22 protein-coding genes are annotated in these 19,219 nt (G+C 60.4%); 8 read left to right on the plus strand and 14 right to left on the minus strand.

The features are described 5' to 3' along the window. Nucleotides 1–2 precede the first annotated feature (2 nt). The 5 genes from ACA067_RS25450 to ACA067_RS25470 form a co-directional block, all read right to left on the minus strand. Nucleotides 3–359, minus strand: coding sequence for a putative holin (locus ACA067_RS25450; RefSeq protein ID WP_497459030.1), 357 nt, complete (start codon nucleotides 357–359; stop codon nucleotides 3–5). Then, on the minus strand, nucleotides 346–648 hold the full coding sequence (locus ACA067_RS25455) for a helix-turn-helix transcriptional regulator (RefSeq protein WP_497459031.1): 303 nt from the start codon (nucleotides 646–648) through the stop codon (nucleotides 346–348). Before ACA067_RS25455 ends, ACA067_RS25450 begins: the two co-directional genes overlap by 14 nt. A gap of 137 nt (nucleotides 649–785) precedes the next feature. Beyond that, on the minus strand, nucleotides 786–1,403 hold the full coding sequence (locus ACA067_RS25460) for a TPM domain-containing protein (RefSeq protein WP_497459032.1): 618 nt from the start codon (nucleotides 1,401–1,403) through the stop codon (nucleotides 786–788). Nucleotides 1,404–1,445: 42 nt separating this feature from the next. Then, the gene (locus tag ACA067_RS25465) at nucleotides 1,446–2,201 is read right to left on the minus strand and encodes a TPM domain-containing protein (RefSeq protein ID WP_497459033.1); all 756 of its coding nucleotides are present in this window, start codon (nucleotides 2,199–2,201) and stop codon (nucleotides 1,446–1,448) included. A gap of 43 nt (nucleotides 2,202–2,244) precedes the next feature. Further along, entirely contained in the window at nucleotides 2,245–2,856 is a 612-nt protein-coding gene (locus ACA067_RS25470) for a LemA family protein (protein ID WP_497459034.1), read from the minus strand. Between the two features lie 238 nt (nucleotides 2,857–3,094). Between ACA067_RS25470 and bglX the strand changes: the two genes are divergently transcribed. After that, nucleotides 3,095–5,386, plus strand: a complete 2,292-nt coding sequence (gene bglX, locus ACA067_RS25475; protein ID WP_497459035.1) for a beta-glucosidase BglX — start codon at nucleotides 3,095–3,097, stop codon at nucleotides 5,384–5,386. A 140-nt stretch (nucleotides 5,387–5,526) separates the two neighbouring features. On the opposite strand, the gene ACA067_RS25480 is transcribed toward bglX, so the two are convergent. The 5 genes from ACA067_RS25480 to ACA067_RS25500 all read right to left on the minus strand — a co-directional run bounded on the left by ACA067_RS25480 (nucleotide 5,527) and on the right by ACA067_RS25500 (nucleotide 9,948). Beyond that, the gene (locus ACA067_RS25480) at nucleotides 5,527–6,684 is read right to left on the minus strand and encodes a phospholipase D-like domain-containing protein (RefSeq protein ID WP_497459036.1); all 1,158 of its coding nucleotides are present in this window, start codon (nucleotides 6,682–6,684) and stop codon (nucleotides 5,527–5,529) included. Nucleotide 6,685: 1 nt separating this feature from the next. Then, on the minus strand, nucleotides 6,686–7,276 hold the full coding sequence (locus ACA067_RS25485; protein ID WP_497459037.1) for a YceI family protein: 591 nt from the start codon (nucleotides 7,274–7,276) through the stop codon (nucleotides 6,686–6,688). 186 nt (nucleotides 7,277–7,462) lie between these two features. Beyond that, nucleotides 7,463–7,792, minus strand: a complete 330-nt coding sequence (locus ACA067_RS25490; RefSeq protein ID WP_497459038.1) for an amidase — start codon at nucleotides 7,790–7,792, stop codon at nucleotides 7,463–7,465. Continuing rightward, nucleotides 7,789–8,880, minus strand: coding sequence for a serine hydrolase domain-containing protein (locus ACA067_RS25495; RefSeq protein ID WP_497459039.1), 1,092 nt, complete (start codon nucleotides 8,878–8,880; stop codon nucleotides 7,789–7,791). The genes ACA067_RS25490 and ACA067_RS25495 overlap by 4 nt, the downstream gene beginning before the upstream one ends. 180 nt (nucleotides 8,881–9,060) lie before the next feature. Next, the gene (locus ACA067_RS25500; RefSeq protein ID WP_497459040.1) at nucleotides 9,061–9,948 is read right to left on the minus strand and encodes an acyl-CoA dehydrogenase middle domain-containing protein; all 888 of its coding nucleotides are present in this window, start codon (nucleotides 9,946–9,948) and stop codon (nucleotides 9,061–9,063) included. A 154-nt stretch (nucleotides 9,949–10,102) separates the two neighbouring features. Here ACA067_RS25500 and olsB point away from each other — a divergent pair, with 154 nt between their 5' ends. Together olsB and ACA067_RS25510 are read left to right on the plus strand one after the other, a co-directional pair. Further along, a complete protein-coding gene (gene olsB, locus ACA067_RS25505; RefSeq protein ID WP_497459041.1) occupies nucleotides 10,103–10,858 on the plus strand; it encodes an L-ornithine N(alpha)-acyltransferase in 756 nt (251 codons plus the stop codon). Next, nucleotides 10,858–11,649 carry a lysophospholipid acyltransferase family protein gene (locus ACA067_RS25510; RefSeq protein WP_497459042.1) on the plus strand — a complete coding sequence of 264 codons (792 nt, stop codon included), beginning with the start codon at nucleotides 10,858–10,860 and terminating at the stop codon, nucleotides 11,647–11,649. Before olsB ends, ACA067_RS25510 begins: the two co-directional genes overlap by 1 nt. Before the next feature lie 84 nt (nucleotides 11,650–11,733). Here ACA067_RS25510 and ACA067_RS25515 read toward each other — a convergent pair whose 3' ends face one another. Continuing rightward, on the minus strand, nucleotides 11,734–12,333 hold the full coding sequence (locus ACA067_RS25515) for an acyl carrier protein phosphodiesterase (RefSeq protein WP_497459043.1): 600 nt from the start codon (nucleotides 12,331–12,333) through the stop codon (nucleotides 11,734–11,736). 171 nt (nucleotides 12,334–12,504) lie between these two features. On the opposite strand from ACA067_RS25515, the gene ACA067_RS25520 reads away from it, so the two are divergent. The 4 genes from ACA067_RS25520 to ACA067_RS25535 all read left to right on the plus strand — a co-directional run bounded on the left by ACA067_RS25520 (nucleotide 12,505) and on the right by ACA067_RS25535 (nucleotide 15,808). Beyond that, a complete protein-coding gene (locus ACA067_RS25520) occupies nucleotides 12,505–12,825 on the plus strand; it encodes an ArsR/SmtB family transcription factor (protein ID WP_074874210.1) in 321 nt (106 codons plus the stop codon). Nucleotides 12,826–12,828: 3 nt separating this feature from the next. Further along, nucleotides 12,829–13,995 (plus strand): MFS transporter, encoded by a 1,167-nt coding sequence (locus tag ACA067_RS25525; RefSeq protein WP_497459044.1) that lies wholly within the window; start codon nucleotides 12,829–12,831, stop codon nucleotides 13,993–13,995. Nucleotides 13,996–14,025: 30 nt separating this feature from the next. After that, nucleotides 14,026–15,075, plus strand: coding sequence for an alkene reductase (locus ACA067_RS25530; RefSeq protein ID WP_497459045.1), 1,050 nt, complete (start codon nucleotides 14,026–14,028; stop codon nucleotides 15,073–15,075). Nucleotides 15,076–15,286: 211 nt separating this feature from the next. After that, nucleotides 15,287–15,808, plus strand: coding sequence for a hypothetical protein (locus tag ACA067_RS25535; protein ID WP_497459046.1), 522 nt, complete (start codon nucleotides 15,287–15,289; stop codon nucleotides 15,806–15,808). 88 nt (nucleotides 15,809–15,896) lie between these two features. Here ACA067_RS25535 and ACA067_RS25540 read toward each other — a convergent pair whose 3' ends face one another. The 3 genes from ACA067_RS25540 to ACA067_RS25550 all read right to left on the minus strand — a co-directional run bounded on the left by ACA067_RS25540 (nucleotide 15,897) and on the right by ACA067_RS25550 (nucleotide 17,700). Further along, on the minus strand, nucleotides 15,897–16,385 hold the full coding sequence (locus ACA067_RS25540; protein WP_497459047.1) for a GNAT family N-acetyltransferase: 489 nt from the start codon (nucleotides 16,383–16,385) through the stop codon (nucleotides 15,897–15,899). 98 nt (nucleotides 16,386–16,483) lie between these two features. Beyond that, the gene (locus ACA067_RS25545; protein WP_497459048.1) at nucleotides 16,484–16,969 is read right to left on the minus strand and encodes a GyrI-like domain-containing protein; all 486 of its coding nucleotides are present in this window, start codon (nucleotides 16,967–16,969) and stop codon (nucleotides 16,484–16,486) included. A gap of 68 nt (nucleotides 16,970–17,037) precedes the next feature. Beyond that, complete coding sequence (locus ACA067_RS25550; protein WP_497459049.1) at nucleotides 17,038–17,700, minus strand: LysE family translocator; 663 nt, start codon at nucleotides 17,698–17,700, stop codon at nucleotides 17,038–17,040. 139 nt (nucleotides 17,701–17,839) lie between these two features. Here ACA067_RS25550 and alaC point away from each other — a divergent pair, with 139 nt between their 5' ends. After that, nucleotides 17,840–19,057 carry an alanine transaminase gene (gene alaC, locus ACA067_RS25555; RefSeq protein ID WP_497459050.1) on the plus strand — a complete coding sequence of 406 codons (1,218 nt, stop codon included), beginning with the start codon at nucleotides 17,840–17,842 and terminating at the stop codon, nucleotides 19,055–19,057. Nucleotides 19,058–19,219: the final 162 nt, after the last annotated feature.

Here is a 19,219-nt window from a genome sequence, read left to right on the forward strand (position 1 = left end):
CATCATCCCCGCCCTCGCAGGTGCCGAATGATGTCGCCAATACCGGCACCGTCAATCCACTGCATCAGCTTGATGCTGATGGGGATGACGATCAGTGCGCAGAAAAAGGCCGTCACGCCCCCGGTCAGGAATGGGGCCAGCCGCAACGCAACCGGGGTAAACAGATAGCCGACGCCTGCCGACAGCAACCAGGAGCCGATACGCTGCCAGGCCTTGAAATTGCTCCCGGTCGTCGTGACGAGCCATGCGCCCAGCGCCGCACCGAACAGCGCCTCGCCATCGATCGAGGGCAGCGTCGCGATGCCCAGGCCCAGCATGAGCCCGCTGAGGCTGTTGTAGGTCGAGTCAGTCAGGCTCATGGGCACCTCGCGTATCGATCTCTGCAATAACAATGACGCCTGCCTCAATGGCTTTGAGCAAAGCGCTACTGCGCGAGTTGACGGCAAACTTGCGGCGGATATTGGAGAAGTGAAAGTTGATCGTGGAGACCGAGCAATTCTGAATCATGGCGATCTCCCAGGAGGTTTTCCCCTGGTAGCACCAGATCAGGGCTTGCTTCTCCTTCGCCGTCAGTCGGGCCGATGGAGAATGTCCTCCGCCACCGGGCACTGCACAAACAAAAGAGTCGAGCGGTTGATGCGTTGACATGACAAAAACTCCCTCTATGTCAGAACACCCGTTACCGGGCGCTCACTGTTAGAGAGAGATGTTGAAGACAGGCCTGCACTCAGACAACTTGCCGGGGTTGTAGCATCGCGCGCTACACAAACGGACCTGCACAGGCCTCAGCCCAGCACCACCAACCGGTTGGGCAATTCATTGCGCACATGGGTCACCGGCACATGCACCTTGAGCAATTCGCCGCAGGCTTCGACGCAGGTGACAAACCCCTGCAAGGTCTGCCCCTGTTTCACCTGCTGAGTGAACGCCGTCACAATCGCGTCCCAGTTCTCGTTACCCAGGCGCTGCGAAATGCCCTCATCCACCAGGATTTCCACATAGCGCTCGGCTTCGGAGACGAAAATCAACATGCCGGTGCTGCCCACGGTGTGGTGCAGGTTCTGCTCCAGAAACTGCCGACGGGCCAGGTTCGAGGCGCGCCAGTGACGCACCGAGCGCGGGATCAGGCGCGTGGTGACTTTGGGCATTCGAAACACCAGGCACAGCACGATGAAGGCGACCCATTGCACCAGCAGCAGGCTGTGCAGGGTCAGCCAGCCGGTCAGGTAATGCACGACCCCCGGCACCACCAGCGCCAGCAGACTGGCCCAGAGCAACGGGATGTAGGCATAGTCGTCGGCACGGGCCGCGAGCACTGTCACCAGTTCGGCGTCGGTATCGCGCTCGACCCGGGCAATCGCCTCGGCGACTTTGCGTTGTTCGTGTTCGGTCAGTAATGCCATGTTAAAAATGCCTGCTCGCTAATGTTTTTACCGCCAGCGTCATCACCAGCCGCCCGACGAACCGCCGCCCCCGAAACTGCCCCCGCCGCCGCTGAAGCCCCCACCGCCTCCGCCACCAAAACCGCCACCGCCAAACCCGCCGCCCGAGCTGCCTCGACCGCCACCGCCCCCGCTTGGCAGGATACCGAGCACCTGGCAGACGAACAGCGTCAGGATGAACAGCATCACCAGAAACACCAGCAACCCCGGATGCCGCGAAACGAAGTCGCTTTCCTGATCGCCTCGGGACTCGTACACCGTGGACGGCTCATCCAGCGGGTTTCCCCCCAGCACCACCAGCATCGCCGCGACCCCGTCACTGATGCCCTTACTGAAGTTGCCGGCCTTGAAGGTTGGGGTAATCACCTGATTGATGATCACCGAACTCTGCGCATCGGTCAGGCGCTCTTCCAGGCCATAACCGACTTCGATGCGCAACCTGCGCTCATCGCGGGCGACGATCAGCAGCGCGCCGTTGTTCTTGTCCTTCTGGCCGATGCCCCAGTGGCGCCCGAGCTGATAACCGAAGTCCGCGATGTCAGTGCCCTGCAAATCCGGCAGCGTGACCACCACCAGCTGCTCACCGGTGGCCTTTTCATGGGCGTTGAGCTGTTGTGTGAGCTGCTCGCGCACCGACGGCTCGATCATCCCGGCGTTGTCCACCACCCGCCCGGTCAGCTCCGGGAACTTCAATTCGGCCTGGGCCGTCAGGGCCAACACCCAGAGCAACAGCACCAGGCCAACTTTCAACACGCGCATTGGCAACCTCATCCATGGTGACGCACCTAACCTGAACCGACGCTTACTGGAACTTCACTTCAGGCGCTTTTTCCGCATTGGACGTAGTAGCCTCAAATGTTTCGCGGATCGGCAAATCGCTGTACATCACCGTGTGCCACAGGCGACCGGGGAAGGTGCGGATTTCGGTGTTGTACTTTTGCACCGCCAGAATGAAATCCCGGCGCGCCACGGCGATGCGGTTCTCGGTGCCTTCAAGCTGCGATTGCAACGCGAGGAAGTTCTGGTTGGCCTTGAGGTCCGGATAGCGCTCGGAGACCACCATCAAACGGCTCAGTGCACCGGTCAGTTGATCCTGGGCCTGCTGGAACTGCTTGAGTTTCTCCGGGTTGTCCAGGGTGCTGGCATCGACCTGAATCGAAGTCGCCTTGGCCCGGGCTTCGATCACCGCGGTCAGGGTCTCCTGCTCATGCTGCGCGTAGCCCTTGACGGTTTCCACCAGGTTGGGGATCAGGTCGGCGCGGCGCTGGTACTGGTTCTGCACCTGGCCCCAGGCGGCCTTGGCCTGTTCGTCGAGGGTCGGAATGTTGTTGATGCCGCAGCCGGCCAGCAAGGCGCTCAGCAACATCAAGGCTGCCAGCTGCAGGCGGGTCCGATAGTGGTGTCGTACGTTCATCTGGTTGACGCTCCCTTGCACATTCCGTTGAAAAACAACCTGCGAACTTTGAAGACGGCTCTTGGGGCATAATTTGCGCCGCCACTGGATTGCATCGAGCCAATGGGCTAAAAGATGCCCCAGCGCAAAAAACACTACCGAAGTGTGCCTGCATTTATCTGAACAACAATAGTCGCTCCCTAAATTTTGGCTGACCGGCGCGTATTCACTGCCGTTTAGGCTTTAGAGAAAACCATTCATGAAGAAGCTGTGTTTGCTGGGCCTGTTCGTCAGCCTGGCCAGTCATACCGTATTGGCCGCCACGACGCCCGCACCTCTGGAGAACAAGGACGCCTTCGTCAGCAACCTGATGAAGCAAATGACCCTCGATGAAAAAATCGGTCAGTTGCGCCTGATCAGCATCGGCCCGGAAATGCCTCGGGAGCTGATCCGCAAGGAAATTGCCGCCGGCAACATCGGTGGCACGTTCAACTCGATCACCCGCCCGGAAAACCGTCCGATGCAGGACGCGGCCATGCGCAGCCGGTTGAAGATCCCGATGTTCTTCGCCTATGACGTGATCCACGGCCACCGCACCATTTTCCCGATCCCGCTGGCTCTGGCCTCGAGCTGGGACATGGACGCCATCGGTTTGTCCGGGCGCGTCGCCGCCAGGGAAGCCGCGGCGGACAGCCTCGACATCACGTTTGCGCCGATGGTCGATATTTCCCGCGACCCACGCTGGGGTCGTACATCCGAAGGCTTCGGCGAAGACACTTACCTGGTGTCACGCATCGCCGGCGTCATGGTCAGGGCTTTGCAGGGCAGTGGCGCGAACGCGGCCGACAGCATCATGGCCAGCGTCAAGCACTTTGCCTTGTACGGCGCGGTCGAGGGCGGTCGCGACTACAACATCGTCGACATGAGCCCGGTCAAGATGTACCAGGACTACCTGCCGCCGTACCGCGCGGCGATTGACGCCGGTGCCGGCGGAGTGATGGTTGCGCTGAACTCGATCAACGGCGTGCCGGCCACCGCCGACACCTGGCTGATGAATGACCTGTTGCGCAAGCAATGGGGCTTCAAGGGCCTGGCGGTCAGCGACCACGGGGCGATTTTCGAGCTGATCAAGCACGGCGTCGCCCGTGACGGTCGCGAAGCCGCGAAGCTGGCGATCAAGGCCGGTATCCACATGAGCATGAACGACACGCTCTATGGCAAGGAACTGCCAGGACTGCTGAAAGCCGGCGAGATCCAGCAAAGCGACATCGACAATGCCGTGCGTGCCGTGCTGGACGCCAAATACGACATGGGCTTGTTCAAGGCCCCCTACCTGCGCATCGGCAAGGCTGAGGATGACCCGGCCGACACCTACGCCGACAGCCGCCTGCACCGCGCCGAGGCCCGCGATGTCGCGCGCCGCAGCCTGGTGTTGCTGAAGAACCAGGGTGAAACCCTGCCGCTGAAGAAAACCGCGAAAATCGCCCTGGTCGGCCCGCTGGCCAAGGCACCGATCGACATGATGGGCAGTTGGGCCGCGGCTGGCCGGCCGGCTCAATCGGTCACCCTGTTCGATGGCATGACCAACGCGCTGGGTGCGCAATCGACGCTGATCTACGCCCGTGGCGCCAACATCACCAGCGACAGGAAAGTCCTTGATTACCTGAACTTCCTCAACTTCGATGCCCCGGAAGTGGTGGACGACCCGCGCGCAGCCCAAGTGCTGATCGACGAGGCCGTGAAAGCCGCCAGGGAGGCCGATGTGGTGGTGGCAGCCGTGGGCGAATCCCGTGGCATGTCCCACGAATCGTCGAGCCGTACCGACCTGAATATTCCGGTCAACCAGCGCGAGTTGATCAAGGCATTGAAAGCCACCGGCAAACCGCTGGTATTGGTATTGATGAACGGCCGCCCGCTGTCGATTCTCGAAGAGAAGGAACAGGCTGACGCGATCCTGGAAACCTGGTTCAGCGGTACCGAAGGCGGCAACGCCATCGCAGACGTGCTGTTTGGCGACTACAACCCGTCGGGCAAATTGCCGATCACCTTCCCTCGCTCGGTAGGTCAGATTCCGACCTACTACAATCACCTGAGCATTGGCCGGCCGTTCACGCCGGGCAAACCGGGCAACTACACCTCGCAGTATTTCGATGACACCACAGGCCCCCTGTTCCCGTTCGGCTTCGGTCTGAGCTATACCAGTTTCAGCCTGACCGATATGGCCTTGTCGTCGACCACGCTGAACAAGACCGGCAAGCTCGATGCCAGCGTCATGGTGAAAAACAGCGGCAAGCGCGACGGCGAAACCGTGGTGCAGTTGTACATCCAGGACGAGACCGGCTCGATGATCCGACCGGTCAAGGAACTGAAGAACTTCCAGAAAATCATGCTCAAGGCCGGTGAACAAAAAGTCGTGCACTTCACCATCACCGAAGACGATCTGAAGTTCTTCAACGCCCAGCTCAAGTACGTGGTGGAACCGGGCAAGTTCAATGTGCAGATCGGCCTGGATTCCCAGGACGTGACGCAGCAGAGTTTCGAGTTGCTGTAGTTAGTCATACGCCACAAAAACCTGTGGGAGCGAGCTTGCTCGCGATGAGGCCATAACATCCAACATCTATGTTGACTGTTACACCGCCATCGCGAGCAAGCTCGCTCCCACAGTGGTTTAGGGCGTTGCGCCAATTGGGTTCAGCCCCGCCGATCCAGCAGATTCACCACCAGCCGATCCACCCATCCCCACACCCTCTGTTTCACCCGCCGCCACAACGGCCGGCGTTGCCACGCCTCCAGGCTGACCTCCTGGCTCAGGGCAAAGTCCTTCTCGAAACTCGCCGCCACCGCACGCGTCAGCCCTGCATCCAGCGCTTCAAGGTTGGCTTCCAGGTTGAAACGCAGATTCCAGTGATCGAAGTTGCACGAGCCGATACTCACCCAGTCGTCGACCAGCACCATTTTCAGGTGCAGGAAACATGGCTGGTATTCGAAGATTTTCACCCCGGACTTGAGCAATCGCGGGTAGTAGCGATGTCCGGCGTAGCGCACCGATGGGTGATCGGTGCGCGGCCCGGTCAGCAGCAGGCGCACATCGATGCCGCGGGAGGCCGCCCGGCGCAGCGAGCGACGGACTTTCCAGGTCGGCAAGAAATACGGCGTCGCCAGCCAGATCCGCCGCTGGCCACTGTTCAGTGCGCGAATCAGCGATTGCAGGATGTCCCGGTGCTGACGGGCGTCGGCATAAGCGACCCGGCCCATGCCCTCGCCCATGGCCGGCACTCGCGGCAGGCGCGGCAAGCCGAAGTTCGACGCCGGTTTCCAGGCGCGGCGATGACGGTTGGCGATCCATTGGCGATCGAACAGCAACTGCCAGTCGCTGACCAGCGGCCCCATGATTTCCACCATCACTTCGTGCCATTCGCTGGTGTCTTCACCCGGCGTCCAGAATTCATCGGTGACGCCCGTGCCGCCGACCACCGCCAGACACTGGTCGATCAGCAACAGCTTGCGGTGATCGCGGTAGAAATTGCCCACCCAGCGTCGCCAGCTCAGGCGATTGTAGAATCGCAGCTCGACACCCGCGGTTATCAGCCGCTGTCGCATGGTCAGCGTGAACGCCAGACTGCCGTAATCGTCAAACAGGCAACGGACCCGCACACCGCGCTCGGCGGCCTGGACCAGCGCCTGGACCATGGCCTCGGCACAGGCGCCCGCCTCCACCAGGTACAGCTCCAGCTCCACCTGTTCTTCGGCGCGGGCAATCGCGACCAGCATCCGTGGAAAGAACTGCGGGCCGTCGATCAGCAGTTCAAAAGCATTGCCTTCACGCCAGGGGAAAATTGCACCGGCCATGTCAGCGCGCCGTGAAAATCAGTACCGCACCCACCGGCACCGACAGACTGATGGCCGACAAGCCGGCGACCTTGCGCAAGCTTTCCAGGCCAGGTGCCAGGTCGAAATCTTCGGCGTTGATCACCAGCGGTTCGAGGGTCACGACCTGAAAGCGTCGATCATCGAGGCGGGTCGCCAGCAGTTCGGCGTTGTATTGGTGTTGCTTGCCATGCAGGTCGACAGTCAACGGCAAGCGCAATTCCAGTTGCGCACCGGGCGCGAGGTCGTTGATCGGGCGCAGATCGATTTGCGTGGTGATCAACGCTTCGGGGAATGTCTGGACCTGGAACAGCTCCTTGCGCATGCGTTCGTCGCGCAAGGGAATGCCGCTATTCACCGACTCCAGCTCGACTTCCACCTCGGCCAGGCCCGTGGGACTGACCTTGCCATGCAGTACCAGAAAGCGTTGCACTTCGGAAATGTTGGCGTTTTTGGTGCTGATGAACGACAGCCGCGAGGATTCGCCGTCCAGGTACCAATTGGCCTGGGCTGACAATGTAGTGCCGGCCAGCAGCAGGAAGGCGAAGGTTTTGGCAAGGGGGCGGTTGAACATAGAGACTCATGGGCAGATAAACCTGAGCGAACCTTAACTGGCCGCGGGCGTGTTGCAAACCGCGAAGATCCAAAGATCGCCCCTGTAGGAGCTGGCTTGGCAGCGAAGGGGCCATAACAGTCAACATCTTCGTTGGGAGTTAAGCCGCCATCGCCGGCAAGCCATGCCCCTACAAAAACCATCTGTTCAAGGCATCAACCGACAACCCTGCCGCTCACCAACCCACACCGCGCTGTGGCTGCGCCCCATGCCGCTGACCGTTACACGCTTGCTCGCCGCATCATTGGTAAACCTGCTGGTGGGCAGCCACTGCTTCACATAGCCATCGCAATACCCGGCGTCGTTATCCATCACGTACCGGCATGAGCAATACTCCTTGGCGGTGTAGGCGCTGATGATGTCCGGGAACGCCCACAGCGCCACGCGCTCCTGCCAGGTCCAGCCGAGCAAGACGATCAACATGATCAACCACAACGTGCTGAAGGGTCGGCGACGAACAAAACCGTGGCGGTTCATGGCTGTACCTTCGCGGCAAATGCCTTGAGCGCGAGTTTGAGCAATTCGTTGTGTCGATAGCTACCGTCGCGATCATCGCCGTAGCGCACGATCACCAGGTTTTCGCCGGGAATCACGTACATCGCCTGTCCCCAATGACCCAGTGCAGCGAACGTGTCGGCGGGGGCGGCGGGCCAGGGTTTTGCGGCGCCGTCCATAGCGCGATTGAGCCACCAATGGCCGCCGGGCACTGCTTCGTCCTGGTTGGCTTGATAGCGGGCGAAAGGTTCGCGGTTGAACGCGACCCAATCTTTGGGCAGCATTTGTCGCTCGCCCCAACGACCGTCGCGAGCCATCAGCAGGCCGACTCGCGCCAGATCCCGGGCGGTGAGGTAGGCATAGGACGAGGCAACGAAGGTACCGCTGGCGTCGGTTTCCCAGACGGCGTGTTCGATCCCCAAGGGGTCGAACAGCGCGGTCCAGGGATAGTCCGGGTACCGGGTCGGACCGACGATGGTTTTCAGCGCCGCCGACAGCAGATTGGTATCACCACTGGAGTAACGGAAGGCGTGCCCGGGCTTGGCGTACTCGTTGTGGCCAGTGGTGAACGCGGCCATATCGTGGTGGCCACGGGTGTAAAGCATGGCCACCACCGAGGACTTCAACGGTGCGTATTCGTAATCTTCCTGCCAATCCAGGCCCGATGCCCAGTGCAGCAGGTCAGCCATGGTCATCGTCGGGTGCTGTTCCATCGCCGGATAAAACTTCAACACCGGGTCCTGGAGCTTGAACAGGCCTTCGCCATAGGCCACGCCGAGGACCGTGGCCATCAGGCTTTTGCTGATGGACCAGGTCAGGTGCGGGGTATCGGCGGTAGTCGGGCCGGCGTAGCGTTCGTAGATCAGTTGACCGTCGCGGATCACCAGCAAGGCATCGGTGCGGATGCCTTGGCGGGTGGTGTCGTTGCGGGGTGGGAAGGCGTAGTTTTCCAGGGCTTGAAGCGCCGGACCGGTGACTGTCGGGCCGGTTGTCCACTGCTTGGCAGGCCAGTTTTCGGCGTGGGCAGGGAGGCTGAGCAGCAGGAACAGCAGGGACAAGCCTTTGAACATGGTGGTGGCTCGGGGGGATTGGCCTGCTGAGGCTAGTCGATGTTGATGACAGTTCTGGAGTATGTGTCGTCAATGAGGTCGCCATCGCGGGCAAGCCCGCTCCCACAGGGATCTGCGGTGTGCAAAATATTGTGCACGACGCAGATCATGTGGGAGCGGGCTTGCCCGCGATGAGGCCCTTCAGCCAGACGACAATCCAGCGAGTGCCTTGGCTAACCGCTTGCCTCTGGCCCCCGCCGCCAAATCCATCACCGCCTGATCCCGCTGCCACATCGCGGCCCAATTCGGCGGACCATCGGCCAGAGCCTGATTCACTTCAGTCTTGAGCCCATCGAACTGCGCAAACAATCCCCCCAGCAACACATGCCCGGCCGGGTTGTTCGGCGCCTGGCGGCTGGCTTCCGCGCACCCGGCCAGCAGCGCCAGCAAGCGCAATTGCAGCGATTGCGGCCAGTCGCTGTCGTGACCGACGCCATACAGCCAGGCCGTCATCGCGCTCAATACGTAGATGTCTTCGAGGGTGCGGAACGGTTTGACGTAAGCATCCCAGCCATCCCCCGCCAGCAATTCGCATGACGCACCATCGAGAATCAACCGGCTATGGCTGATATCGGGCATCAGAGGAATCGCCGGCAGTTTTTCCAGGCGCACGCCCGGTTCATCGGGATAGACCACTGCCAGGCTCAGGCGCGGGGTTTCGCCGGTGTCTTCACTGCGGGCCGCGACCAGCAACCAGTCGGCCGCATCGCCAGCGGTGACGAAATCCTTGCGCCCGCTGACGCGCAATCCGCCCAGGCGGGTCTGCATGTCCGCCACCCGCAGGCTGCGCTGTTCCGTCGCGCATAACGCGCCGAGGCTCGGCGGCGCGCTGGGCCAGAGCATCCGCAACGCCGCCTGATACCCCACCAGAAATGCCAGCCCCGGCGTTGCCATCAGGCGCCCGCCCAGCACGGCCAACTCAAACGGCGTCACCGTGCCCAGCCGATGCTGCAAGTGCGCGAATCCTTCGCCCAGGTCCGGATTGGCGAGCAAGCGATCGTGGCGGTTCAACAGGGTTTGCCAGGGCATAAGAGGCTCCTTGTGGGCTGTCATATAAGCATCACCAAAGCTTCATGGCGATGACACCGGGGCTACATAGCCTGACTTTGCACAACACGGCTGCATAAAGAAAGTCGATCGGCTGCAACCCACGACGGGTGAACAGCCCGTACGGAGACTCGCAATGACTCAGATCGCCCGCATCAGCGACACCGGCAATGAACGCCGCCTGCAAGCCGAACGCCTGGTGGGCGTCGAGGCCTTGCAGGAAGCCCAGGCCTTGCGTTTCAACGTGTTCAGCGGCGAATTCAACGCCAAACTGAAAGGCGCGGAGCTGGGACTGGACATGGATGACTATGATGTTCACTGCGCCCACATCGGTGTGCGTGACCTGAACAGCGGGCGCCTGGTGGCGACCACCCGCTTGCTCGACCATACGGCTGCCAGCAGTCTGGGCAAGTTCTACAGCGAAGAAGAATTCAGCCTGCATGGCCTGGTCCACTTGAAAGGCCCGATCCTGGAAATCGGCCGCACCTGCGTCGACCCGGCTTATCGCAACGGCGGCACCATCGCCGTGCTCTGGGGCGAACTGGCCGAAGTGCTGAACCAGGGCGGCTACAGCTATTTGATGGGTTGCGCGAGCATTCCGATGCAGGACGGTGGCATCCAGGCCCACGCGATCATGCAGCGCCTGCGCGAACGCTACCTGTGCACCGAACACCTGCGGGCCGAACCGAAGAAACCACTGCCGGCCCTGGACATCCCGTCCAACGTCATCGCCGAAATGCCGCCGCTGCTCAAGGCCTACATGCGCCTGGGCGCGAAGATCTGCGGTGAACCGTGCTGGGACGAAGATTTCCAGGTCGCCGACGTGTTCATCCTGCTCAAGCGCGACGAACTCTGCCCGCGTTATGCCAAGCACTTCAAGGCGGCCGTGTGATGAGCCGGTTGCGGGTGTACGCGCGAATTGCGCGAGTGTTGGTGGTGGTTGCGCTGGGGTTGACCATGGCCGGAGTGTTCGGGCTATTCGAACGTCTGGGGATCGCCCATTCGATGATCCGCCGCCAGCGTTGGTCGCGGTTCTTCATGGCGCGCCTGAGCAATGCCCTGCCCTTTCGCGTGACCGTGCACGGGGAATTGCCGAAAGCGCCGATGCTCTGGGTCAGCAATCATGTGTCCTGGACCGACATTCCGCTGCTGGGCATGCTCACGCCACTGTCGTTCCTGTCCAAGGCCGAAGTGCGCACCTGGCCCGTGGCGGGCTGGTTGGCGGCCAAGGCCGGCAGCCTGTTCATCCGTCGCGGGTCGGGCGACAGCCAGTTGATCCGCAAACAGATGACCCGCCATCTGGAGCAGGAACATCCGCTGCTGATGTTCCCGGAAGGCACCACCACCGATGGTCGTTCGTTGCGTACCTTCCACGGTCGTCTGCTGTCGGCGGCGATCGATTCCGACGTGAAACTGCAACCGGTGGCAATTCGTTATCTGCGTGACGGTGAGCTCGATTCCCTGGCACCCTTCATTGGCGATGATGATTTGCTCTCGCACTTGATGCGTTTGTTTGCCAATGATCGGGGGGAAGTGGAGATTCATCTGCTCAAACCCATCGCTTGTGAAGGTCGCGAGCGGGCCGCGCTGGCGTTTGAAGCGCAGCAGGCGGTGCAGAAGGCGTTGTTTGGGGCGGTTCCGCAAACCCAGCAAGTGCCAATGCGCCCTGCGATTGCGGCCTGACACACTTCTCTGATTCAGCAGAGAAACCTGTGGGAGCGAGCTTGCTCGCGATAGCTATCGAACAGTCAACATCAATGCTGACTGTTATGGCCTCATCGCGAGCAAGCTCGCTCCCACATTGGTTCGTGCGAAGTCCTGAAGTTGCGGATAAAACAACCGGAAGTCCTCACTCAAGGGTTCATACAACACCCGCAATTCCTGCATCGCTGCGGCCAGCTCCTCCGGTCGCGTCAGCCTCCGTGAAATCCCCCGCAGCACCTGCTCTAGCACCGCAAACTCCCGATAAGAACCCAACCAGTCATTGGCCACCATATGCGGCGCGATCATCGCCAGGCGTTCCGGCAATTGCGGCTCGGCGGACAACACCCGATACACGTCCGAAGTGAATTGCTCCAGCGGTTGGTCGGCATACAGCGTCCAGTCCCGCGCCAGGCAATGGTCGAAAAACACGTCGAGCACGATCCCGGCGTAACGCCGACGGGTGATGGAAAATCGCGACAATGAGATATCAACCAACGGATGGCGGTCGGTAAACACGTCGATGCTGCGATGCAACTGGATGGCGGCCTCGATCTCCGGATCGAACTGCCCTTGCAGCCGTCCTTTGACGAAATCGCCATACAGGCTGCCGAGCAATTGACCGGGGCGCTGGCCACCGAGGTGCAGATGTGCGAGATAGTTCATGGGCGCAGCTTAGCACTGCGGCTTTACATCTGGACAACCAACATATCGTTATAACCCGATATACCGATTTACACGGTCATCAGACCAAAATTATATTGGTATATCGCGAAGTACCGATTTAAAGTTCGCCTCATCGCGATATAGCGTTTTACTCATCACGAGCCCAAACCCATGACCATCGACCTCGACGAAATAATAAAAGCGCTGGCACACCCAGTACGCCGAGACATCCTCATCTGGCTGAAAGACCCCAAAACGCAGTTCCCGGAACAGCTGCACAACCACGAGTACGGCATTTGCGCCGGACAGATCGATCAACGCTGCGGCCTGTCGCAGTCGACCGTGTCCGCACATTTGGCGACCTTGCAACGGGCGGGACTGATCAGCAGCCAGAAAGCCGGTCAATGGCACTTCTTCAAACGCAACGAGGACGTGATCCAGGCGTTCCTCGACGCCATCGTCAAAGAGCTCAGCGCTCCGACAAGGAACTGAACAATGCCCCTCTCGCTACTCATTCTGGCCTTGAGCGCCTTCGCCATCGGCACCACCGAGTTCGTCATCATGGGCCTGCTGCCCGATGTGGCGGCCGACCTCGGTGTGTCGATCCCGGGCGCCGGCTGGCTGGTGACCGGTTACGCCCTGGGCGTGGCCATCGGTGCGCCGTTCATGGCACTGGCCACCTCCAGATTGCCACGCAAGGCCGCCCTGGTAGCGTTGATGGGCATTTTCATCATCGGCAACCTGCTGTGTGCAGTGGCCAGTGACTACAACGTACTGATGTTCGCCCGGGTGGTCACTGCCCTGTGTCACGGTGCGTTCTTCGGCATCGGTTCGGTGGTGGCGGCAGGTCTGGTGCCGGCGAACAAGCGCGCTTCGGCCGTAGCCTTGATGTTTACCGGCCTGACCCTGGCCAACGTGCTGGGTGTTCCACTGGGCACCGCGCTCGGCCAGGAAGCCGGCTGGCGCTCGACGTTCTGGGCGGTGACGGTGATCGGTGTGATTGCGCTGATCGGCTTGATCCGCTTCCTGCCGGCCAAGCGCGATGAAGAGAAGCTCGACATGCGCGCCGAACTGCGTGCCCTGAAAGGTGCCGGGATCTGGCTGTCCCTGAGCATGACGGCGTTGTTTGCGGCTTCCGTATTCACCCTGTTCACCTATGTCGCCCCGCTGCTCGGCGATGTCACTGGCGTCTCACCCAAAGGCGTGACCTGGACCCTGATGCTCATCGGCCTTGGCCTGACCGTCGGCAACATCATCGGCGGCAAGCTGGCTGACAAAGGCATGGCTGCAACGCTGATTGGCGTCTTCATCTCGATGGCCGTGATCTCTACCGTGCTGACCTGGACCAGCGTCGCGCTGATTCCGACCGAAATCACCCTGTTCCTCTGGGCTACCGCGTGCTTTGCCGCCGTACCCGCCCTGCAAGTGAACGTCGTGACCTACGGCAAGGCCGCACCGAACCTGGTGTCGACCCTGAACATCGGCGCTTTCAACGTCGGCAACGCCTTGGGTGCCTGGGTCGGCGGCAGCGTCATCGCCCACGGTTTCGGCCTGACCAGCGTGCCTCTCGCGGCAGCCGCACTGGCGGTACTCGCCCTGCTGGTGACCCTGATTACGTTCCGTCAGCGCGGCAATCCCGAACTGGCCCCTGCTACCAACTGATCAACTGATACCTCACGAGGGTTGTATTGCATGACGACTATTTTCGATCCGATCAAACTGGGCGACCTCGAGTTGGCCAACCGCATCATCATGGCGCCCCTGACCCGCTGCCGCGCCGACGAAGGCCGAGTGCCCAACGCGCTGATGGCCGAGTACTACGTGCAACGTGCCTCGGCCGGCCTGATCCTCAGCGAGGCCACCTCGGTCACGCCGATGGGCGTCGGCTATCCAGACACCCCGGGCATCTGGTCCAACGACCAGGTGCGGGGCTGGACCAACGTGACCAAAGCGATCCACGGCGCGGGCGGCAAGATCTTCCTGCAACTGTGGCACGTCGGCCGGGTGTCCCACGCGTCGTATCTGAACGGCGAAGCGCCCGTTGCACCGAGCGCCATCCAGCCTAAAGGCCACGTCAGCCTGGTTCGTCCACTGGCCGACTACCCGACGCCGCGCGCCCTGGAAACCGCTGAAATCGCCGACATCATCGACGCCTACCGTGTGGGTGCCGAGAACGCCAAGGCCGCCGGTTTCGACGGCGTGGAAATTCACGGTGCCAACGGCTACCTGCTCGACCAGTTCCTGCAAAGCAGCACCAACCAGCGTACCGACAACTACGGTGGCTCCCTGGAAAACCGTGCGCGGCTGTTGCTGGAAGTGACGGATGCCGCGATCGAAGTCTGGGGCGCTGGCCGCGTCGGTGTGCACCTGGCACCGCGCGCCGACTCTCATGACATGGGCGACGACAACCTGGCTGAAACCTTCACCTACGTCGCTCGCGAATTGGGCAAGCGGGGTATTGCCTTCATCTGCTCGCGCGAAAAAGAAGCCGGCGACAGCCTCGGCCCACTCCTCAAGGAAGCCTTCGGCGGCCCGTACATCGTCAACGAACGCTTCACCAAAGACAGTGCCAACGCCTGGCTGGCCAGCGGCAAGGCCGATGCGGTCGCCTTCGGCGTGCCGTTCATTGCCAACCCCGACTTGCCAGCACGCCTGCAGGCCGATGCGCCGTTGAACGAGGCCCGTCCTGAATTGTTCTACGCCAAGGGGCCGGTTGGTTACATCGACTACCCTACGTTGTAAGTTTCAACCTCTGAAACGCAAAAGCCCCGACTTGAAAGAGCCGGGGCTTTTTTATTGCATGCGACAACTCAATACTAACGGCATCGCAGGTTTCGTCATCCACCAACAACGGCTGGTTACATGCAATAAATCATTACACATCTGACAAGCGAGATTATTAAAGCCCCACTATCTTCAGAAACACAATCCTGACTCACAAGAGCAAAATATCATGGACGATACTGACAACTCCAACCTCGAAAGCGAGTTTCAAGAAATCATCAACGACGCCAAGGAAGAAGAAACAGGCGTCTGGAATAACGTTAAACGTGTCACCTCGCATAGCCACGTCATGTTGTACTTTTACAATGGTACGGCTGAAACTTTTGAACTGACTGCTGCCAGCTGGGACACAGGCGCAGAGCCGGAAAAATATGGCATCCCGCCTTGGGACTATCTCTCGTTCGTCCTGCGCGAAGAAATCCCTTTCTTTGCCAGAGGGCGAACTTCGACACAAGCAAGACACAGCTTTACTTATAAAGGCGACAACCAGGCATTTGAATTTTCAACACTATTGAAGGTAAGGAAAGATTACGAGGCTTTATCCTTTTCGCCGAACACCATTGCTCAAAGAGAACATACTATCAAATCCATCGGCAACGTCCCGCTGCGGTGCTCCTCCAGGATCACCCGAACCATGACCAATAAACCTTATCACTACGGCGTTGTGATTTGTTTGGGAGGAGATTACTGAGCCTTTCTTCTACAAAGAGCTTGCGTGACTGAAACACAAAGCCCGACTCGAAAGAGCGGGCTTTTTACGTGGGCGCTCACCGCTTGAGTCAGAGCTTCAACACCATCTCATGCCACGCCATCCCGCCATGGTCGGAGGCGGAAGGTTTGATGTAGGCGAAGCCAAAACCCGCGTAGAGCGCAATATGCCGCTCCTTGCACATCAGGTGGATGCTGGCCTTGTTCAACGCGCGCATCTGCTCGATGAACTCAGCCATCAAGCGTTTTGCCAGGCCTTGTCCCTGAAAATCCGGATGCACCACCACCGACATGATCACCACGTGCGGGCCGGCCGGGTCGTGGCCGATCAGTTCCTTGAACGCCTCGTCAGACATTTCCACCTGAAACGCTGCTCCGGAGTTGATGAAACCGGCGACGACGCCGTCCACTTCCACAACGATAAACCCCTCGGCCCAGGTGGCGATGCGGGTGGCTATTTTCTCCCGGGTCGCGGCCTCATCACCTTCGTAGGCAAGGGTTTCGATGGCGTAGCAGCGGTCCAGGTCAGCGGGGGTGACGTGGCGAATGACGGCGTTCATGTCGGCTCGAGTCAGCGGGGGAAAGGCTGGGGATCATAAAGCAGCGTCAGCTCGACATCGAGGGGCGAATCGCTGATTCGCCCCTCTCGATCCAGCCATTACGCCTTGAGCGGCAACCAGATTTCCAGCACGCCGGTGTTGAGTTTTGGGTTGAAGTCTTCGCTGTAGCGTTCGAATTCCGGGGCATCCGCCGCGTGATAACCGGACTGCGGCAGCCAGGTTTTCCAGATGTACTGAAAGGTCTGGGGCAAGGTATCCAGAGCGCCCTTGTGCTCGAACACGGCGTAGTGCTGAGGCTGAACCTCTACCCAACGATATTTGTCAGGCAGGTCGTCGAGTTTGCTGATTTCGACGCCGGCGATGTATTCAAAACCACCCTTGCCGTCCGGGTTGCAACAAATGCCGTAGGTCACTTCGCTTTTCTGACCGGGAATGTTGCCAATCTCGGGAACGAATTTCTGCCAGAGGTCGGGGATCGCTTGGGTGGTTTGCGAAGTAAACCGTCCACCAAGCCCTGCAATGAGCAGGAAGTGGCCGTTTTCAAAGCGTGGCCCGGCCGGTTTGACGCCTGTTTGCTCATCCATGACTCGACTCCTGGTACGAAAAAAGTGGGTTCGGCTGGGAGTATAGAAGCCAATCGCGATTCGCCCAATCACAGTGCGTGCAGCTGCTCGACGGCGCCGGAGCCGATAAACTCGTTATAACCCGATAGGATCACGTAGACCGCGAAATAGCAGAAGATCGCTGCCGATGCCATATAAGAATACCGCAGCAGCTTGTCGCCCAGCAGCTTGCCGCCATGGCTCGCAGCGAAGCACAGACCAACACACCAGAGCACCCCGGCGCACAGAAAGCCGCCGAGAAACAGCGCCGAACTGAGGGCACCGTCGCCGCCGGAACGCGCGATCAGCGTGCCGCCCACCGCCGCGAACCAGAGAATGGCGCTAGGTGACGACATGGCCAAGAAGATTCCGCGGAAGAACTCTTTGCGGTGCGAGTTGTGTCCTACCTCGGCAGTCTCGGCCAACAGCGCCTCATGGTGGATGGCCGAATAGATCATCTTCGCCGCGAAGTACACCAGCAACGCCGAGCCACCGATCCACAGCACCCAGCGCACGGTCTCGTATTGCAGCAAAACGGTCATGCCCGCCAGCGCCAGCACCGCATAGATCAGGTCACCGACACAGGTCCCCAACCCCAGGGCAAAGCCTTGAAAATAGCCGCGTTGCATCGCCAGGGTGATCATCGCGATATTGGCCACGCCGATATCCAGGCACAGCGAAAGGCTCAGCAAAAAGCCACTGGTAAATTCCATCAACCGATTTCCTTCGGACAAATTTGTTTACATAGACGCTGGACAGTTTGCCACAGCTGCCCGTACATTCCGCCACAGGCCACCGCAGTGGCCAGCGTCGCTCGGACGGTTCCGGGCGCTCACGTTATCCGAGGCAACAATGGCCAACCCAGGTTCGCCGCGCCGCTTTGCGCGCATAGATCGACTCCCCCCTTACGTATTCAACATCACCGCCGAGCTGAAGATGGCCGCCCGTCGTCGTGGCGAAGACATCATCGACTTCAGCATGGGCAACCCGGACGGGGCGACGCCGCCGCACATCGTCGACAAACTCGTCACCGTCGCCCAGCGCGAAGACACCCACGGCTATTCAACGTCCAAGGGCATCCCGCGTCTGCGCCGGGCGATTTCCAACTGGTACAAGGATCGCTACGCGGTCGACATCGACCCGGAAAGCGAAGCCATTGTTACCATCGGCTCCAAGGAAGGCCTGGCGCATTTGATGCTGGCGACCCTCGACCAGGGCGACACCGTGCTGGTGCCGAACCCGAGCTACCCGATTCATATCTACGGCGCCGTGATTGCCGGCGCCCAGGTGCGGTCGGTGCCGCTGATACCGGGCGTGGACTTCTTCGCCGAACTGGAAAGCGCGATTCGCGGCTCGATCCCGAAACCGAAAATGATGATCCTCGGCTTCCCGTCCAACCCGACCGCCCAGTGCGTCGAGCTGGACTTCTTCGAGCGGGTGATCGCCCTCGCCAAACAGTACGACGTTCTGGTGGTGCACGACCTGGCCTACGCCGACATCGTTTACGACGGCTGGAAAGCGCCGTCGATCATGCAAGTGCCCGGCGCCAAGGACATCGCCGTGGAGTTTTTTACCCTCTCCAAGAGCTACAACATGGCCGGCTGGCGCATCGGTTTCATGGTCGGCAACGCCGAACTGGTCAACGCCCTGGCGCGGATCAAGAGCTACCACGACTACGGCACCTTCACCCCGCTGCAAGTCGCCGCCATTGCTGCACTGGAAGGCGATCAGCAGTGTGTCAAAGACATCGCCGAGCAATACCGCCAGCGTCGCAATGTGCTGGTCAAAGGCCTGCATGAACTGGGCTGGATGGTGGAAAACCCGAAAGCATCGATGTATGTCTGGGCCAAGATTCCCGAGGCCTACGCCCACCTTGGCTCGCTGGAATTCGCCAAGAAAATGCTCGCCGAGGCCAAGGTTTGCGTCTCGCCGGGTGTAGGGTTTGGTGAATACGGGGATGATCACGTGCGATTTGCGCTGATCGAAAACCAGGACAGGATTCGTCAAGCCGTGCGCGGGATTCGCGGGATGTTCCGGGCGGATGGGCTGGCCGCCAAATCCAACGCCTGACACAAAAACCTGTGGGAGCGAGCTTGCTCGCGATAGCGGGCTGACAGTCAAAACATGTTTTGAATGTGATGCCGTCATCGCGAGCAAGCTCGCTCCCACAGTGTCCCGTAACGCCCTTGAAATCCATCAGCCACAAAAAAACCGCATCGCAGCGGTTTTTTT

It is taken from the genome of Pseudomonas sp. LBUM1674, assembly GCF_059695635.1.

Bases quoted from the DNA above. Each gene is read 5' to 3' on its own strand.
- olsB (WP_497459041.1), top strand. From the start codon at position 10,103: ATGACTCAGATCGCCCGCATCAGCGACACCGGCAATGAACGCCGCCTG.
- alaC (WP_497459050.1), top strand. From the start codon at position 17,840: ATGGCCAACCCAGGTTCGCCGCGCCGCTTTGCGCGCATAGATCGACTC.
- bglX (WP_497459035.1), top strand. From the start codon at position 3,095: ATGAAGAAGCTGTGTTTGCTGGGCCTGTTCGTCAGCCTGGCCAGTCAT.
- ACA067_RS25500 (WP_497459040.1), bottom strand. From the start codon at position 9,948: ATGCCCTGGCAAACCCTGTTGAACCGCCACGATCGCTTGCTCGCCAAT.
- ACA067_RS25535 (WP_497459046.1), top strand. From the start codon at position 15,287: ATGGACGATACTGACAACTCCAACCTCGAAAGCGAGTTTCAAGAAATC.
- ACA067_RS25480 (WP_497459036.1), bottom strand. From the start codon at position 6,684: ATGGCCGGTGCAATTTTCCCCTGGCGTGAAGGCAATGCTTTTGAACTG.
- ACA067_RS25465 (WP_497459033.1), bottom strand. From the start codon at position 2,201: ATGCGCGTGTTGAAAGTTGGCCTGGTGCTGTTGCTCTGGGTGTTGGCC.
- ACA067_RS25450 (WP_497459030.1), bottom strand. From the start codon at position 359: ATGAGCCTGACTGACTCGACCTACAACAGCCTCAGCGGGCTCATGCTG.
- ACA067_RS25525 (WP_497459044.1), top strand. From the start codon at position 12,829: ATGCCCCTCTCGCTACTCATTCTGGCCTTGAGCGCCTTCGCCATCGGC.
- ACA067_RS25490 (WP_497459038.1), bottom strand. From the start codon at position 7,792: ATGAACCGCCACGGTTTTGTTCGTCGCCGACCCTTCAGCACGTTGTGG.
- ACA067_RS25550 (WP_497459049.1), bottom strand. From the start codon at position 17,700: ATGGAATTTACCAGTGGCTTTTTGCTGAGCCTTTCGCTGTGCCTGGAT.
- ACA067_RS25530 (WP_497459045.1), top strand. From the start codon at position 14,026: ATGACGACTATTTTCGATCCGATCAAACTGGGCGACCTCGAGTTGGCC.
- ACA067_RS25540 (WP_497459047.1), bottom strand. From the start codon at position 16,385: ATGAACGCCGTCATTCGCCACGTCACCCCCGCTGACCTGGACCGCTGC.
- ACA067_RS25520 (WP_074874210.1), top strand. From the start codon at position 12,505: ATGACCATCGACCTCGACGAAATAATAAAAGCGCTGGCACACCCAGTA.
- ACA067_RS25510 (WP_497459042.1), top strand. From the start codon at position 10,858: ATGAGCCGGTTGCGGGTGTACGCGCGAATTGCGCGAGTGTTGGTGGTG.
- ACA067_RS25515 (WP_497459043.1), bottom strand. From the start codon at position 12,333: ATGAACTATCTCGCACATCTGCACCTCGGTGGCCAGCGCCCCGGTCAA.
- ACA067_RS25455 (WP_497459031.1), bottom strand. From the start codon at position 648: ATGTCAACGCATCAACCGCTCGACTCTTTTGTTTGTGCAGTGCCCGGT.
- ACA067_RS25485 (WP_497459037.1), bottom strand. From the start codon at position 7,276: ATGTTCAACCGCCCCCTTGCCAAAACCTTCGCCTTCCTGCTGCTGGCC.
- ACA067_RS25460 (WP_497459032.1), bottom strand. From the start codon at position 1,403: ATGGCATTACTGACCGAACACGAACAACGCAAAGTCGCCGAGGCGATT.
- ACA067_RS25495 (WP_497459039.1), bottom strand. From the start codon at position 8,880: ATGTTCAAAGGCTTGTCCCTGCTGTTCCTGCTGCTCAGCCTCCCTGCC.
- ACA067_RS25545 (WP_497459048.1), bottom strand. From the start codon at position 16,969: ATGGATGAGCAAACAGGCGTCAAACCGGCCGGGCCACGCTTTGAAAAC.
- ACA067_RS25470 (WP_497459034.1), bottom strand. From the start codon at position 2,856: ATGAACGTACGACACCACTATCGGACCCGCCTGCAGCTGGCAGCCTTG.